This window comes from Lysobacter dokdonensis DS-58 (genome assembly GCF_000770795.1).
Taxonomy (GTDB): Bacteria; Pseudomonadota; Gammaproteobacteria; order Xanthomonadales; family Xanthomonadaceae; genus Noviluteimonas; species Noviluteimonas dokdonensis.
The window spans coordinates 41,739-56,832 of record NZ_JRKJ01000011.1; the positions used below are offsets into that span (position 1 = coordinate 41,739).

Consider the following 15,094-nt stretch of genomic DNA (forward strand, 5'->3'; position numbering starts at 1 on the left):
GTCACTTCGACGTCCCGAACCGTCCCAGCGGCGCCCCTGCCAGCAGGTGCAGGTGCAACTGGAACACCGTCTGCCCGCCGTGGGCGTTGCAGTTGATGACGACGCGGTAGCCGTCGTCCGCGAAGCCTTCCTTGCGCGCGAATTCCGCCGCGGCGTATGCGAGCTTGCCGACCAGGTGCGACTGCGAGGATTGCATCGCATCGAGCGTGCGCACCGATTCCTTCGGCACGAACAGCACGTGCACCGGGGCCTGCGGCGCGATGTCGCGGAATGCGAACACCTCGTCGTCCTCGTACACGATGTCCGCCGGGATCTCGCGTCGCAATATGCGATGGAAGATGGTGTCCTCGCTCATGGCATCTCGCTCCTGGTTCCGAATGCATGCGACAGCGTGCCGCGGTCCACGTATTCCAGTTCGCCACCCAACGGAACGCCATGCGCCAGCCGGCTCGGCCGCACGTCGTGGCGGCGCGCGAGTTGCGCGAGGTAATGCGCCGTCGCCTCGCCTTCCACCGTCGGGTTGGTCGCGATGATGAGTTCCTGCACCTCGCCCTCGCCCATGCGCGCGTCGAGCTGGTCGAGGCCGAGCTCGCGCGGGCCGATGCCGTCGAGCGGGCTCAGCCGGCCCTGCAGGATGAAGTAGAGGCCGCGGTATCCGGTGGCCTGTTCGATCGCCAGCCGGTCCGCCGGCGACTCCACCGCGCACAACAGGTACGCATCGCGCGAGGCGCTGGCGCAGATCGCGCAGACTTCGGTTTCGCTGAAATCGCGGCAGCGCGCGCAGTGGCGGATCTGTTCCACCGCCTGCGCGAGGACGTCGGCCAGGCGCTTGCCGCCCGCGCGCTCGCGTTCGAGCACGTGGTAGGCCATGCGCTGCGCGGACTTCGGGCCGACGCCCGGCAACACGCGCAAAGCTTCGATCAGTTGGTCGATCAGCGCCACGAAATCAGAACGGCATCTTCATGCCCGGGGGAATCGGCATGCCGGCGGTGGCCGCGGACATGCGCGACTGCGACTCGGCATTGACCTTGTTGACCGCGTCGTTGAACGCCGCAGCGATCAGGTCTTCGGCCATTTCCGGGTCCGACATGACCGTCGGGTCGATGCGCACCTTGCGGCATTCCATGCGGCCGCTGATGGTCACGCTGACCATGCCCGCGCCGGCCTGGCCGGTCACTTCGAGCTTGGCGAGTTCTTCCTGCGCGCGCTGCATGTTTTCCTGCATCTTCTGCGCTTGCTGCATGAGCTGGGCGATGTTTCCACGCATGGGGGCGTTCTCTCTTTGAAAGCGACGAGGCTCAGGCGTCGTCGAAGGGACGGATGGAATCGGGGACGACGGTCGCGCCGTGGCGCTGCATCAGGCGCTGCACGTCGGGGTCGGCCACGAAGGCGGCTTCCGCGGCGACCTGGCGTGCGTCGCGTTCGCGCGCGGTGCGCTGGTGCAGCGTCTCGCCGCGCGCGGCCTGCGCTTCGAACTTGATCTGCGGCGTCGTGCCGAGCGTGCGCGACAGCGCGTCGGCCAGGCGCTTCACGAGGCCGTCGGCCTTGAGGTGATCGTCGGCCTGCGACAGCGACAGGCGCAGCACGCCGTCTTCGTAATCGACGAAGCCCGCATGCGCGGCGAGTTCCTTCGCCGGGCCGCCGAGGCCGAGGTTGGCGGCGATGTCGGGCCAGGTGGAGGCGTCGAGTGTCGTGCTGCTCGACGGCGGAGCATGCGAAACGGGCGCCGCCGGAGGCGTGGATTCGACGCGGGCTTCGGGTGCGCGCGACGGCGGAAGCGATGCGGGTGCCGCTTCGCGGATTGGAGCCGCAGGCGGCGCCGTGCGCGGCGCGGGCGCGGGGGCGCTCATCGACAGTGCTTCGCGCGCTGCCTTCGGCCCGCGCACGTCACCACCCGATGCGGCTCCGCTCTCCCGTTTCCCGGTTCCCGTGTCCCCTGCGGTCACGGCCCCCGGGCGAAACGCCAACATCCGCAGCACCGTCATCTCGAAACCCGCGCGCGGGCTCGGCGCCAGCGACAGATCGCGACGGCCGTTCAGCGCCATCTGGAACCACAGTTGCACGAGTTCGGGACGCAGTTTCGCGGCGAGCGCGTCGACCGGCACGGCGTCTTCGGCGACTTCGGCGTCGGGCACGAGCTGGCGGACCTGCACGCGATGCAGTGCGTCGGCGAGTGCGTCGAGCACGCCGTTCCAGTCGGGGGAGAAATCGGCGAGCGTGCCGACGATCTCGAGCATGCGCGCGCCTTCGCCGTCGGCGAGTGCATCGAGCAGGCCCGCGATCTGCGTGCGGTCGACCGTGCCGAGCATCGCGGCCACCGCCGCGTCGTCGAGTTGGCTGCCGGTGTAGGCGATGGCCTGGTCGAGCAGCGAGAGGCCGTCGCGCAGGCTGCCGTCGGCCGCGCGCGCGAGCTGGCGGATCGCGCCGGGCTGGGCGGGAATGGCTTCGGCTTCGAGGATCTTCGTGATCTGGCCCGTGATCTGCGCCTCGTCCAGCCGCTTGAGGTTGAACTGCAGGCAGCGCGAGAGGACGGTGACCGGGAGTTTCTGCGGGTCGGTGGTGGCCAGCAGGAACTTCACGTGGCCCGGCGGCTCTTCCAGCGTCTTGAGCAGCGCGTTGAACGCCGACTTCGACAGCATGTGGACTTCGTCGATCAGGTAGACCTTCACGCGTCCGCGGCTGGGCATGTACTGCGCGTTGTCGATCAACTCGCGGACATCGTCCACGCCGGTGTTGCTCGCCGCGTCGATTTCCAGCAGGTCGACGAAGCGGCCGGCGTCGATGTCGCGGCACGCGTTGCACTCGCCGCACGGCTCGGCGGAGGTGCCGCGTTCGCAATTCAGCGATTTGGCGAAGATGCGCGCGATGGTGGTCTTTCCCACCCCGCGCGTGCCGGTGAAGAGGAAGGCGTGGTGCACCCGCCCGGTATCGAGCGCATTGGTGAGCGCGCGCACGACGTGTTCCTGACCGACGAGCTCCGCGAACCGCCGGGGCCGCCACTTCCGCGCAAGGACGAGATAGGACATGACGGGAATGATGCCACGTCGCCGAAATGGCGATGACCCCGCCAGCTGACCTCGGCACCCGCATCGACCGATACCGTTGCTGCCTTCCGGCCCTGGCGGGATTTTCGATCTAGCGTCGCGAGGGGCCGACGGGGCCACCATGGACTGTTTCAGCGCAACGGCCCGCCGGGCGGGCCGTTGCCGGAATGTGGCGGAGAGAGCGGGATTCGAACCCGCGAAGCGGGGTTTAGCCGCTTACACACTTTCCAGGCGTGCTCCTTCAACCGCTCGGACACCTCTCCGCTGGAACCCTGGCGCCGGCTTGCGGCCGGCATTCGGGTCGCGAATTCTAGCCCCCGCCCCCCGGTGGGACAAGCGCGGGCGATTCCGGTTCACTCCGGGTGCAACCAATCCGCACCGCCTTGCGCGTACGTCTCGTGCTTCCAGATGGGCACGCGCTGCTTCACCTCGTCGATGATCCAGCGGCAGGCGGCGAAGGCGGCATCACGGTGCGCGGCGCTCACCCCCACCCACACGGCGAGTTCGCCGATGGCCAGTTCGCCCGTGCGGTGCACGCAGCGGGCATCGAGGATGTCGAAGCGCTCGCACGCCTGCCCGAGCACGCGTTCGCCTTCGGCCTGCGCCAGCGCGACATACGCCTCGTAGCGCAGGCCAGTGACCGCGCGCCCGGCGTTGTGGTCGCGGACCCAGCCTTCGAAGCTCGCGTAGCCGCCCACGCGGGCGTCGAGCAATCCCGCGCGCAGGGTCGCCACGTCGAAAGGGGTGTCGGACAACGCGAACCGGTTCATCTCAACCGCCCGACACCGGCGGGATGAATGCGATCTCGCTGCGGTCGCGCGGTGCATCGTCCCAGCGCGCGAACTCACCGTCGACCGCCACGCGCAGTTTTTCGACCGGCAACGGAAATCCGTGGCGCGCGCGCAGCTCGATGTACAGCACGCGCAGGTCCGGTGCGTTGGTGTCGAAGGTCTCGTGGTCGATCCCCGCCACGTCGCGCAACGATGCGAAATACAGCACGGTGATGCGCGTGCTCATCCGATCTCGCCCACGTCGCGCTTGCCGCCGCGCTTGGCGACCAGTTTCGCCGGGCCGATGACGATCGCGTGCGACAACGCCTTGCACATGTCGTAGACCGTCAGCGCGGCGACGGTGGCGCCGGTCAGCGCTTCCATTTCCACGCCCGTGCGGTGCGTCGTGCGCACCGTGCAGGTGATGGCGAGCTCCCGCACCCCGGTCCAGTCGATGGTGAACTTGCAGCCGTCGATGGGCAGCGGATGGCAGAAGGGAATCAGGTCCGAGGTTTTCTTCACCGCCATCGTGCCGGCGATGATCGCGGTGTCGACGATCGCGCCCTTCGCGCTGCGCAGGCCGCTGGCCCGCAGTTGCTTCGCGACCTCGGGCGGGAACTTCACGTGGCATTCGGCGCTGGCCACGCGTGCGGTGACGGCCTTGTCGGCGACGTCGACCATCGCGGGCAGGCCGTCCGCCGACACGTGCGTCAACGATTTCCCGCGCGTGGGCATCACCCACCCACCAGGTACATCTCGACGTGGCGGCGCGAGGCCGTCGCGGCGCCGCGCACTTCGCTGTAACGATCCGCGCGCCCGGCCCATGCCTGCGACACCGCATCGGCCAGCGCGTCCTCGCCCTGCCGCACGAACGCACGCAAGGGTTGCCCGTCGCCTGCGAACAGGCAGGTGTACAACGTCCCGTCCGCCGACACGCGCGCACGATGGCAGTCGCCGCAGAACGGCACGGTGACCGAACTGACGAAGCCGATTTCGCCCGTCCCGTCTTCATACGCATAACGCGCCGCGACTTCGCCGCGATAGTTGCGGTCCAGCGCGCGCAGCGGCCATCGCGCGTGCAGGCGATCGCGCAGCTCCGCGGATGGCACGACGTTTTCGCGACGCCAGCCGTTGCACGTCCCGACATCCATGTATTCGATGAAGCGCAGCACGTGGCCGTGTTCGCGCGCGTACTGCGCGAGCGGCAGCACCTCGCTCTCGTTCACGCCACGCTGCACGACGCAGTTGAGCTTGATCGGCGCGAAGCCGGCGGCGTGCGCGGCTTCGATGCCGGCGAGCACGTCGTCGATGCGCCCGCGGCCGCCGGACATCGCGGCGAACATCGCCGGCGACAACGCATCCAGGCTCACGGTGATGCGGTGCAGGCCGGCATCGCGCAGCGCGCGTGCTTGCGTGGCGAGCAGGCTCCCGTTCGTGGTCAGCGCGAGATCTTCGAGCCCGTCGATGCGCGCCAGGCGCCGCACGAGATCGGGCAGGCCCTTGCGCAACAACGGTTCGCCGCCGGTCAACCGCACCTTGCGCACGCCCAGGCGCACGAACGCACGCACCAGCGTTTCCATTTCGTCGAACGACAGACGCCCTGCCGCATCGAGCCCGTGGTCGTCGGGAATGCGGTCGGCCGGCATGCAGTACGGGCAACGGAAGTTGCAGGCATCGATCACCGACAGCCGCAGGTCGCGCAGCGGGCGGCCCAGCGCATCCACTGGCAAGGGCGGCGCGGGCATCGGCGCCAGGGGCATCGGCGTGCTCATCGCATCGGGGCCGTCAGCGCGGTCGTCGGTGCGAGCGGGATGACTTCGCCGGCGCGCGCGATGCTGTGGCCGCGCACTTCCAGGCGCGCGCCATCGGCTTCGCTGGCGTAGTGGTACAGGCGGCAGCGCGAAAGGAGTTCGGGCGGATACTCGTGTTCGAGGTCTTCGATGCCGCTGTGCGACGGATTGCCGTGCAGCGCGCAGTCGTGGAAAACGAGTTCGCCGGCGTCGGCGAATTTCGCCAGTTGTTCGGGAATCGGGCGCGTGTCGCCGGTCCACACCACGCTGCCGCGCAGGCGCAGGCCGAAGCTGGTGTCGGGCCAATGGTGGCGCGTAGGGAACACTTCCAGGCGCACGCCCTCGTGCCAGAAATGATCGCCGACGGGGATCAGGCGGAATGCATCCCAGAAGTTGGCGCCGCCTTCGGCGAGCACGTTCGGATACGAGGCGATGCGTTGCTGCAGCAGCGGCACCAGCGGCGCGGGCACGTACAGCTTCACGTCGCCGCGCACGCCGTCGCCCCAGTAACTTGCGCCGAACAGGCGTTCGAACCCGCCGACGTGGTCCAGGTGCGCATGCGTCACGAACACCGCGCGCGGCGCCCCGCCGTATTGCGCGAGGTAGTGCGTCAGGCCGTCGTTGCCGCAATCGATGGACAACCACGGGAGGCCGTCGCGCTCGATCGTCGCCATCGCCGAGCCCAGTTCGGTGGCGAATGCGTCGCCGACGCCCTGCAGGCGCAGCGACCACGACCCGGCGGCGTTCATCTCAATAACCCTTGTTCCATTGCGCTTCGTAGGCTGCGCGCAGGCGGCTAAAGTCCCGCTCGACGTCGGCCGTGTCGCGCTCGCCGCGCAACTTGAGCAATGAACGCTTCAGCCGCGCGAGGTTCTTTTCCCGCCATTTGGTGGCGGGGATGCGCAACACGCTGCGGTCGAGATCGATCATCCAGCCGTTGCCCGCATCGTCGAAGAGCAGATTGTGGGCGTTGAGGTCGGCATGGTCGAGGCCGGCGCGGTGGAAGCGCGCGATGAGCCGGCCGGCGGCTTCCCACGGTGCGGAATCGCCGGGCGTGTTGGCGCGGTGGCCGAGGGAATGCACGTGTTCGATGCGCTCGAGCAGGATTGCGGCGCGGTAACGATGCCCCTTGCGCACGTAATACGCCGCGATGGGCGCCGGCACCGGGAGCTTCTTTGCGCGCAATGCCTTCAGCAGGCGGAACTCGGCGAAGCTGCGCACGCGGTCGTTGCCGCGCCACAGATGCCGGTCGCGGCTGATGCGTGCGACCAGGCCGCCGCGCAGGTAGTGGCGCAACACCGCGCCGCCGAAGGGCCCGTCGACGAACCACGCCGCCCCACGGCCGCCCGACGACACCGGGTGCGCATGGCTGCCCCAGTGCTGCGGGTCGAACCACTCGGGCACCGCCGGGTCCGCGCCTGCTTGCCGCAACTGCGTGCGGTCGAACAGAATCGCGCCATACCCCAGCCCCTCGCGGAACGGCGTCAGGCTTTCATTGGCGTCGAACGCGGCCATTGTCCGAACGAGTCTAGCAAGCAACGTGCCCGCAACGTCGCCCCCACCCCGCTCGCTGTGCCTGCTGCGCCTTTCGGCGCTGGGCGATGTGACGCACGTCGTGCCGCTGGTGCGCACCCTGCGCCAGGCCTGGCCGGAGACGGCGATCACCTGGATCATCGGCACGGGCGAGTTCAAATTGCTCGAAGGGCTGCCGGGGGTCGAGTTCCTCGTCTACGACAAGCGCAGCGGCATCGGCGGGATGCTGGCGCTGCGGCGCGCGTTGCAGGGCCGTCAGTTCGATGCGTTGCTGCAGATGCAGGTGGCGATGCGCGCCAACCTGTTGTCCGCGTGCATCCCCGCGACGCGCCGCATCGGCTACGACGCTTCGCGTTCGAAGGACCTGCACGGCTTGTTCGTCAACGAGCGCATCGCCGACCGCCCGGGCATCCATGTGCTCGATGCGATCGGCAGTTTCTGCGAGCCGTTGGGCATCGTGCAGAACGAAGTGGTCTGGAACATGCCCGTGCCCGAATCGGCGCACGACTGGGCGCGCGCGCAATGGCCGGACGACGGTACGCCGACGCTCGTCGTCTCGCCCTGTTCGAGCCACGTGTTGCGCAACTGGCGCGCCGAGCGTTACGCGGCGGTGGCCGACCACGCGGTGTCGAAGGGCTGGCGCGTGGTGTTGTGTGGCGGGCGCAGCGCGTTGGAACGCTCGGTGGCCGACGCGATCCTCGCCGCGATGCAGGCGCCGGCGCTCGATCTCGTCGGCAAGGACACGCTGAAGCAGTTGCCGGCCTTGCTCGCGCGCGCGGACCTGGTGATGACGCCGGACTCGGGCCCCACGCACATCGCCAACGCGATGGGCACAAAGGTGCTCGGCCTGCACGCGCCGAGCAACCCGCGCCGCAGCGGCCCGTATTCGGACCTGCGCTATTGCGTCGATCGCTACGACGCCGCCGCGCGCAAGTTCCTCGGCAAAGCGGCCGAAGAGTTGCCGTGGGGCACCAAGATCGAGCGCGCCGGGGCGATGGACTTGATCACCATCGAGGACGCGGTGCAGGCCTTCGACCGTTTCTGCGCCGACCGGCGCGCGGGGCGCTACTGAGTCTCTGGCCGGATATGCTTTCCAGCCGCGTAATGGCGAAGCCGCTCGCCCAGGTCGCCCGCGTGCAACTCGAACAAATGGTTGTCGAAATCGTAGAAGTAGATCGACTCGCCTTCCACCGCGATACGCGGCCGCGATGGTACGACCTCGGCGCCCGCGCTCCGCAGTCGCGAGCGAATTTCATCGAAACGGTCGGCGTCGAGGCTCAGCGCAACGTGGTCGTATGACCGCGCACGCACCGCTTCGGGATCTTGCATGACGACCAGCCACGCGTTTCCGATCTGAAGAAAGACCTCGGGATACTTCGAGTACTCCTTGTCGGCGCTGCGATAGACCTCCCGGGCGTCGAGGGCGTCGACGAACAATCGCGCCGTCCGCGTCATATCGCGGACGACGATCGTCACGTGGTTGATGCTGTGCACGCTCATGTCGACTCCTCCGATGCGCCGAGTGCTTGCCGGACTCGGTTGTCGAGCCAGCCAGAAGCGGCTGGCCACGGCGCGTAGTGAATAGTTCTGCCGCGCAAGCCGAACGGCAACGTGAAAAGCCAACGGGAGAAGTTGCACCGACGATAGGGGAAGCAGCTGTTCCTTCGGGTCCGACGTTCCCGGGTGCGCGACGAACATGACCCGCAACAGCGATCCATCAACCGCGTCACGGCGGACGGGGTCTTGCCAAGCCCCACCCCCAGAGGATGGAGGTAGCCCTGGCTTTCCACAGGCTACTGAAGGATGTTGCCGAGCAAAAAAAAACGCCCCCGAGAGGGGGCGTTCTTCGTATGGCGGAGAGGGAGGGATTCGAACCCTCGGTGCGCTATAAACGCACGCCTGATTTCGAGTCAGGTACATTCAACCGCTCTGCCACCTCTCCTGAAGCGGGCACGCGCGGACAAGCCGGGCGGCGGGGCGTGCATGATACGGGCGCGCGTCGCGCGGGACAAGCGCGGGTAGACTGTGGGGCCCTGCCCTCATCGACATCGCCCAATGTCCGAACTCCTGGTCCCGGTCTCCTACGGCGAACTCCTCGACAAGATCGCGATCCTGCAGATCAAGTCCGAGCGCATGTCCGATCCCGCCAAGCTGGCGAACGTCCGCAACGAACTCTCCGCGCTCGAGAAAACCTGGATGGCGCATCCGGCCGCCGGCGGCGACGTCGCGAAGCTGCGCGCCGACCTCAAGGCGGTCAACGAACGGCTCTGGGTGATCGAGGACGACATCCGCGTGAAGGAGAAATCACGCGCGTTCGACGAGGAGTTCGTGCGCCTGGCGCGCAGCGTGTATTTCGAGAACGACGAGCGCGCGCGGATCAAGAAGGACATCAACCTCGCGCTGGGCTCGGCCTACGTCGAGGAGAAGTCGTACGCCGACTACCGTAGCGGCGACGCGCCCTGAGAACGCCCGCGTCCCGTCGGGTGGCGTATGGACAACGTGACGCCGTGCCCGGTTCCGACGGTTCGCGTGGCGTGCACGGCCGGATCGCAACGATCATGCCGTTGATGCCTGCAAGCCCCCTCGCGGGTCCCCTCTCCTCGTCAGCCGCCCAATGATCGAATTCGGACACCTGACCCACGTCGGCCTGCGTCGGGAATTGAACGAGGACACCTACTACGGCGACAGCGAGCTGGGGTTGTGGCTCGTTGCCGACGGAATGGGGGGCCACGAATACGGCGAGGTCGCCAGCGCCCTGGCGCGCGAGACCATCGTGCGCGAAGTGCGCGACGGCACGCCGCTCGCGCAAGCCATCCGCATCGCCGACGAGGAAATCATCCGCGCCTCGCGCCGCCGCAACGACGCGCTGCCCATGGGCACGACCGTCGTCGCCGCGCGCGTGACGGGCAACCGCTTCGAAGTGGCCTGGGTCGGCGACAGCCGCGTGTACATCTGGCGCGAAGGGCAGCTCGCGCAGTTGTCGCAGGATCACTCCTACGTGCAGGAACTGATCGCGCAAGGCGCGATTTCCGCCGAACAGGCGCGCAGCCACCCCCACCGCAACGTGGTGACGCAGGCGCTGGGCGTGACCGACCCGAATCAGCTGAACGTCGAAACGATGACCGGCGAACTGCGCCCGGGCATGCAACTGCTGCTATGCAGCGACGGGCTGACCGAGGAAGTCGAGGACGGCAACATCGCCAGCGTGCTGGGCCACGACGAATGCAGCGCGCAGGAATGCGTCGACACCCTGGTGGCGGCCGCGCTGGACGGCGGCGGGTCCGACAACGTGACCGTGGTGCTCGTCCGGCGTCACTAAGCGGGGATGGCGTCCATCGGGGCGTCTTCCTCCATCAACACATCCCACACCGCGCGGCCGCCTGCCTTCTTGCGCAGCACGGCCAGCCGCGCATCGTGCGCGGCGAGTTCTTCCACCGTCGCCGTGATGCGCGGACGCGGGCCGCCACTCGCGGCGAACTCCGCGACGATGGCGCGCGCCGGATCTTCCGCGGCGGCGAAACCGATCTCGCCCTGCCCCGACGTCAGCGCGAGGTACGCTTCGGCGAGCAACTGCGCGTCGAGCAACGCGCCGTGCAACGAACGATGCGAGTTGTCGACGCCCAGGCGCCGGCACAACGCATCGAGCGAATTGCGCTGGCCCGGGAACCGCTGGCGCGCCAGCGCGAGCGAGTCCTCGACGTTGCAGCGATCGCGCACGCACCCCAGGTGCACGCCGATGCGCGCCAGTTCGTAATCGAGAAACCCCAGGTCGAAGGCCGCGTTGTGGATCACCAGTTCCGCGCCGTCGATGAAGGCGAGGAATTCGTCGACGACGTCCTCGAAACGCGGCTTGTCGGCGAGGAATTCCAGCGTCAGGCCGGTGACTTCCTGCGCGCCGGGTTCGAACGCGCAATCGGGCTTGAGGTATCGCTGGAACGTGCGGCCGGTCGGGCGGCGTTCCACCAGTTCGACGCAGCCGATTTCCACCACCCGGTTGCCCTTGTCCCAGGACAATCCCGTGGTTTCGGTATCGAGCACCACCTGCCTCATCGCGCCGCCATCCCCTTGAACTTCACCGCTTCATCGCGCGCCAGTTGGTCGACGCGCTCGTTGTCCGGATCCCCGCTGTGCCCCTTCACCCAGCGCCAGTCGATCGTGTGGCGTTGGGTGGCGGCGTGCAGGCGCTCCCACAGGTCGCGATTCTTGACCGGATCGCCTGCCGCTGTCTTCCAGTTTCGACGGACCCAGTTCGGCATCCAGTCGCAGATGCCCTGGCGGACGTATTGCGAGTCGGTGTACAGCACGATCGTGCAGGGTTCGCTGAGCGATTCCAGGCCGGAGATCGCCGCCATCAGCTCCATGCGGTTGTTGGTCGTGAGCGCTTCGCCGCCGACCACTTCGCGTTCATGGCCCTTGTAGCGCAGCAGCGCCGCGTATCCGCCGGGACCGGGATTGCCGAGGCATGCGCCGTCGGTGTGCACCTCCACCTGCTTGGTCGTCATGCGGCGGGGACACCGTTGGCGATGCGGACGACGGGGCGCAGACGAAGCGGGGTCAGCGGCACGACTCTTTTCTCCGCGCGCAGCAGGAAGGCCGCGCGCATGCCTGCGCCCTGTTGCAGGGACGCGTTGGGGACGGGGGTCCAGCGGGGGCCCACGCCTTGCGACACCGCCTCGGGCTCGAGGCCGGCAGCGCGCAGGCGGCGGCGCCAGCGGACGGGTTCGGATGCGGTCGGCCCCTGGCGCAGCCACCGCATGCGATAGGGGGCCAGCGGATTGAGGGTGAGCAGCCACAGGCGTCCACCGGGAATGAGGACGCGCGCGATCTCTTCGAGCAGCGGCGCCGGCAGGACCGCACCGTCGCACGCATGCTGGAGAACGACGGTGCCCATGCACTCGGAGGCGATCGGCAGAGGCAGGCCGCAGCGCACCGGGCCATGGAACGCACCTCCCGCGACATGCAGCGGCAGCTCGCGTTCGCCGATCTCGCAGGGAGATTCGACCGGCGTGAGCCGCAGCCAGGGCTGTCCGGGGCGTTCGGCGGCGGCCATCCGGAGGATGTCGCCTTCGCTTTCGAGCACCGCGCGGCCCGCATCCGTGCCGAACCACGCCCCGGCGAGCGGGGCTTGTTCAGGTTGACGGGGGGTTCCGGGGAGCGGCATGGTCCCTATTCTGCGGGATGCCCCTTCCGCGTGGAGAGGCCTTTCGATGCGATTGCGACCGCTGCCGGCGTTCGAGGACAACTACATCTGGGCGCTGGTCGACGACGACGGCGCCGCGCTCGTGGTGGATCCGGGCGATGCCGCCCCGGTCCTCGAGGCGGTCGGCGAAGGCCTGTCGTTGCGCGGCATCCTGCTCACGCACCACCACCACGACCATATCGGCGGCGTCCCCGCGATCCTCGCCGAACTGCCCCACCTCCCGGTGATCGGCCCGCACGACGACCGCATCGCCACCGCCACCCAACGCGTCGGCGCCGGCGACACCGCCCGGATCGGCGATTGGGTCTTCGAGGTCCATGAGATTCCGGGCCACACCGTGAGCCACATCGCATTCCACGGCCATCAAGTCTTGTTTTGCGGGGACACCCTCTTCAGCCTCGGCTGCGGCCGCTTGTTCGAGGGAACCCCGATGCAGATGCTGGACTCGCTGGACCGCCTTGCCGCCCTCCCCGGTTCGACCCGGGTGTGCTGCGGGCACGAGTACACCGTCTCGAACGCGGCCTTCGCGCTGACCGTCGAGCCGGGCAACACCGCGTTGCAGGACCGCAGCGTGGAGGCCAAGCGCCTGCGCTTGTCCGCGCACCCCACGGTGCCGACGACCATCGACGACGAACGCGCCTGCAATCCGTTCCTGCGCATCGACGTGCCCGATGTCCGTGGCGCCGTCGCAAAGCATGTCGGTCGGGCGTTGCTCGACCGCGTGGATGCATTCGCCGAATTGCGGCGGTGGAAAGACGGGTACCGCGCATGACGGCGCGCCTGCGCCTGGCGTTGATCTGTGCCGTCGGCCTCGCGCTGGCGGCGCCGGCCGCATCGGCGGCCTCGCAGGAAATCCCGAAGACCCCGCCGGCCGCCCAGCAAGCGCCGAGCGACGACGTCCTCGCACCGCGCAACGCACGCAGCGGCCGCGACATCTACGCCGACTTCCGCGCAGGCCTCGCCGATCCCTCGTGCCCCACCGGCGGCAGCCCGCGCTGGAAGCAACATTTCGCGAACGCGCCGCGCCGCATGGCCAGCGCCAACGACGACGTGCTGCCGTTGTTCGGCTATGTCGTCGACGCGGTGCGCGAAGCGCACCTGCCCACCGAATACGCGCTGATCCCGTTCGTCGAAAGCGGCTACCGCGCCGGTGCACGCAGCCCCAGCGGTCCCGCGGGCTTGTGGCAATTCATCGGCACCACCGCGCGCAACCACGACGTGCCGATGCGCACCGGTTACGACGGCCGCCTTTCGCCCGTGGATTCAACGCGTGCGGCCGTGCGCTATCTCAAGACATTGCACGGCATGTTCGCCGGCGACTGGCGCCTGGCGGTGATGGCCTACAACGCGGGCGAGTACCGCGTGCTCGGTTCGCTGCGCCGCGCGGGCCAGAACGCGCGCAACGCGAAACCCGAAACCCTGCCGGGCCTCTCGCCGATCACGCATGCGTACGTGCAGAAGTTGCGTGCCCTGTCGTGCCTGCTGGAGCAGGCGGACGACCGCGAGGAATGGATGCGTTCGCTCGACCGGCCGGTCGCGCATCTCGATGCGCAGGTGTTGCCGGCGAGCGTGAAGTCGCTCGATGCCTTCGCGAAGATGCGGGGCCTGGATGCGGCGCAGTTGCGCCGGTTCAACCCGGCCTTCGAAGGCGGCCGTGTCACGCCGCGCAAGGACATCACGCTGCGCGTGCTCGCCCCCGTGCCGGTGGACGACGGCGCGCGCGTCGCGATCGACGCACCCGCGAAGCCTGCGGCAGAGTCGACGCCCTCGCCCGTCGCGGGGCGCGCATCGGCGGCGGCTGGCCCCTGAGGCGCGACAAAGGCACACTGTCGCCCCCGCCGCCCCGCCGGCGCGCCGCAACATCGGAGGTTCCATGGGTTTCCTGCAGGGCAAACGCGCGCTGATCACCGGCGTCGCCAGCCAGCGTTCCATCGCCAGCGGCATCGCCGAGGCGATGCATCGCGAAGGCGCGCAGCTCGCCTTCACCTACCAGAACGACAAGCTGAAATCGCGCGTGGAAGACGCCGCGAAGGAATTCGGCAGCGACATCGTCATCCCGCTCGACGTCGCGTCCGACGCGCAGGTCGACGCGTGCTTCGATGCGTTGAAGCAACACTGGGATTCCTTCGACATCCTCGTGCACGCCATCGCCTACGCGCCGCGCGAAGCGATCGAGGGTGAATTCCTCGACGGCCTCACGCGCGAGAATTGGAACGTCGCGCACGAGATCTCCGCTTACTCGCTCGCCGCGATGGCCAAGGCCGCGCGCCCGATGATGGCCAACCGCAACGGCGCCATCGTCACGTTGAGCTACCTCGGCGCCGAACGCGCGCTGGCGAACTACAACGTCATGGGCGTGGCGAAGGCCAGCCTGGAAGCGACGGTGCGGTATCTGGCGCTGAACCTCGGCCCGGAAGGCACGCGCGTCAACGCGATCTCCGCCGGCCCGATCAAGACGCTCGCCGCCGCGGGCATCGCCAACTTCCGCAAGATGCTGGGCCACGTCGAAGCGTATGCGCCGATGCGCCGCAGCGTGTCGATCGAGGACGTCGGCAACGTCGCCGCGTTCCTGTGCTCGGATCTCGCCGCGGGCGTGACGGGCGAAGTGACGTATGTCGATGCGGGCTACAACATCCTCGGCATGACCGGGCTCGAGTAAGCCACTTCGATCGTTGCATGAAAAAAGCCCGGCGATCGCCGGGCTTTTTTTGTTTCGCGCGATTGCTTACAGGCGCTCTTCGGCGACCTGCACGTCCA

The 15,094-nt window shown here is 68.5% G+C and carries 20 protein-coding genes, 2 tRNA genes and 1 other RNA gene; 6 read left to right on the plus strand and 17 right to left on the minus strand.

Translation table 11 applies throughout. The features are described 5' to 3' along the window. Position 1: 1 nt before the first annotated feature. The 12 genes from LF41_RS09725 to LF41_RS09775 form a co-directional block, all read right to left on the minus strand. On the minus strand, positions 2–355 hold the full coding sequence (locus tag LF41_RS09725; RefSeq protein ID WP_036169076.1) for a histidine triad nucleotide-binding protein: 354 nt from the start codon (positions 353–355) through the stop codon (positions 2–4). Further along, a complete protein-coding gene (recR, locus tag LF41_RS09730; RefSeq protein WP_036169078.1) occupies positions 352–942 on the minus strand; it encodes a recombination mediator RecR in 591 nt (196 codons plus the stop codon). Before recR ends, LF41_RS09725 begins: the two co-directional genes overlap by 4 nt. Before the next feature lie 4 nt (positions 943–946). Continuing rightward, positions 947–1,267, minus strand: coding sequence for a YbaB/EbfC family nucleoid-associated protein (locus tag LF41_RS09735; RefSeq protein WP_036169080.1), 321 nt, complete (start codon positions 1,265–1,267; stop codon positions 947–949). A gap of 31 nt (positions 1,268–1,298) precedes the next feature. After that, positions 1,299–3,026, minus strand: coding sequence for a DNA polymerase III subunit gamma/tau (gene dnaX, locus LF41_RS09740; protein ID WP_036169082.1), 1,728 nt, complete (start codon positions 3,024–3,026; stop codon positions 1,299–1,301). 35 nt (positions 3,027–3,061) lie between these two features. Next, positions 3,062–3,158: signal recognition particle sRNA small type (gene ffs, locus LF41_RS16465), an RNA gene on the minus strand. Between the two features lie 56 nt (positions 3,159–3,214). Next, positions 3,215–3,307, minus strand: a tRNA-Ser gene (locus LF41_RS09745). Between the two features lie 90 nt (positions 3,308–3,397). Then, positions 3,398–3,814 carry a molybdenum cofactor biosynthesis protein MoaE gene (locus tag LF41_RS09750; protein WP_036169084.1) on the minus strand — a complete coding sequence of 139 codons (417 nt, stop codon included), beginning with the start codon at positions 3,812–3,814 and terminating at the stop codon, positions 3,398–3,400. A gap of 1 nt (position 3,815) precedes the next feature. After that, positions 3,816–4,061 (minus strand): MoaD/ThiS family protein, encoded by a 246-nt coding sequence (locus LF41_RS09755; RefSeq protein ID WP_036169085.1) that lies wholly within the window; start codon positions 4,059–4,061, stop codon positions 3,816–3,818. Beyond that, positions 4,058–4,549 (minus strand): cyclic pyranopterin monophosphate synthase MoaC, encoded by a 492-nt coding sequence (gene moaC, locus LF41_RS09760; RefSeq protein WP_036169088.1) that lies wholly within the window; start codon positions 4,547–4,549, stop codon positions 4,058–4,060. The genes LF41_RS09755 and moaC overlap by 4 nt, the downstream gene beginning before the upstream one ends. Next, positions 4,549–5,574, minus strand: coding sequence for a GTP 3',8-cyclase MoaA (gene moaA, locus LF41_RS09765; protein WP_161786946.1), 1,026 nt, complete (start codon positions 5,572–5,574; stop codon positions 4,549–4,551). Before moaA ends, moaC begins: the two co-directional genes overlap by 1 nt. Positions 5,575–5,582: 8 nt before the next feature. Continuing rightward, a complete protein-coding gene (locus tag LF41_RS09770; protein ID WP_036169090.1) occupies positions 5,583–6,353 on the minus strand; it encodes an MBL fold metallo-hydrolase in 771 nt (256 codons plus the stop codon). 1 nt (position 6,354) lies between these two features. Then, positions 6,355–7,119 (minus strand): 3-deoxy-D-manno-octulosonic acid kinase, encoded by a 765-nt coding sequence (locus LF41_RS09775; protein ID WP_036169092.1) that lies wholly within the window; start codon positions 7,117–7,119, stop codon positions 6,355–6,357. Positions 7,120–7,144: 25 nt separating this feature from the next. Between LF41_RS09775 and LF41_RS09780 the strand changes: the two genes are divergently transcribed. Beyond that, positions 7,145–8,209, plus strand: coding sequence for a glycosyltransferase family 9 protein (locus LF41_RS09780; RefSeq protein ID WP_036169094.1), 1,065 nt, complete (start codon positions 7,145–7,147; stop codon positions 8,207–8,209). Here the strand turns inward: LF41_RS09780 and LF41_RS09785 are convergent. Together LF41_RS09785 and LF41_RS09790 are read right to left on the minus strand one after the other, a co-directional pair. Further along, positions 8,203–8,637 carry a VOC family protein gene (locus LF41_RS09785; protein ID WP_036169096.1) on the minus strand — a complete coding sequence of 145 codons (435 nt, stop codon included), beginning with the start codon at positions 8,635–8,637 and terminating at the stop codon, positions 8,203–8,205. The genes LF41_RS09780 and LF41_RS09785 overlap by 7 nt on opposite strands. A 351-nt stretch (positions 8,638–8,988) precedes the next feature. Beyond that, a tRNA-Ser gene (locus LF41_RS09790) sits at positions 8,989–9,079 on the minus strand. 113 nt (positions 9,080–9,192) lie between these two features. Here LF41_RS09790 and LF41_RS09795 point away from each other — a divergent pair. Together LF41_RS09795 and LF41_RS09800 are read left to right on the plus strand one after the other, a co-directional pair. Then, a complete protein-coding gene (locus LF41_RS09795; RefSeq protein WP_036169098.1) occupies positions 9,193–9,600 on the plus strand; it encodes a DUF6165 family protein in 408 nt (135 codons plus the stop codon). 151 nt (positions 9,601–9,751) lie between these two features. Then, entirely contained in the window at positions 9,752–10,456 is a 705-nt protein-coding gene (locus tag LF41_RS09800; RefSeq protein WP_036169101.1) for a PP2C family protein-serine/threonine phosphatase, read from the plus strand. Here LF41_RS09800 and dnaQ read toward each other — a convergent pair. Genes dnaQ through LF41_RS09815 form a run of 3 tightly spaced genes read right to left on the minus strand, consistent with a single transcriptional unit; the run spans position 10,453 to position 12,298 of the window. After that, a complete protein-coding gene (gene dnaQ / locus LF41_RS09805) occupies positions 10,453–11,187 on the minus strand; it encodes a DNA polymerase III subunit epsilon (RefSeq protein WP_036169103.1) in 735 nt (244 codons plus the stop codon). The two genes, LF41_RS09800 and dnaQ, sit on opposite strands and share 4 nt — an antisense overlap. Next, entirely contained in the window at positions 11,184–11,639 is a 456-nt protein-coding gene (gene rnhA / locus LF41_RS09810; protein ID WP_036169106.1) for a ribonuclease HI, read from the minus strand. The genes dnaQ and rnhA overlap by 4 nt, the downstream gene beginning before the upstream one ends. Then, positions 11,636–12,298, minus strand: coding sequence for a class I SAM-dependent methyltransferase (locus LF41_RS09815; RefSeq protein WP_052116302.1), 663 nt, complete (start codon positions 12,296–12,298; stop codon positions 11,636–11,638). Before LF41_RS09815 ends, rnhA begins: the two co-directional genes overlap by 4 nt. A 46-nt stretch (positions 12,299–12,344) precedes the next feature. On the opposite strand from LF41_RS09815, the gene gloB reads away from it, so the two are divergent. From gloB to LF41_RS09830, 3 genes are all read left to right on the plus strand, one after another. Beyond that, the gene (gloB, locus tag LF41_RS09820; RefSeq protein WP_036169107.1) at positions 12,345–13,109 is read left to right on the plus strand and encodes a hydroxyacylglutathione hydrolase; all 765 of its coding nucleotides are present in this window, start codon (positions 12,345–12,347) and stop codon (positions 13,107–13,109) included. Next, positions 13,106–14,146, plus strand: a complete 1,041-nt coding sequence (locus LF41_RS09825) for a lytic transglycosylase domain-containing protein (RefSeq protein WP_052116303.1) — start codon at positions 13,106–13,108, stop codon at positions 14,144–14,146. The genes gloB and LF41_RS09825 overlap by 4 nt, the downstream gene beginning before the upstream one ends. Positions 14,147–14,210: 64 nt before the next feature. Further along, entirely contained in the window at positions 14,211–14,996 is a 786-nt protein-coding gene (locus tag LF41_RS09830) for an enoyl-ACP reductase FabI (RefSeq protein ID WP_036169109.1), read from the plus strand. The last annotated feature ends 98 nt before the right edge of the window (positions 14,997–15,094 follow it).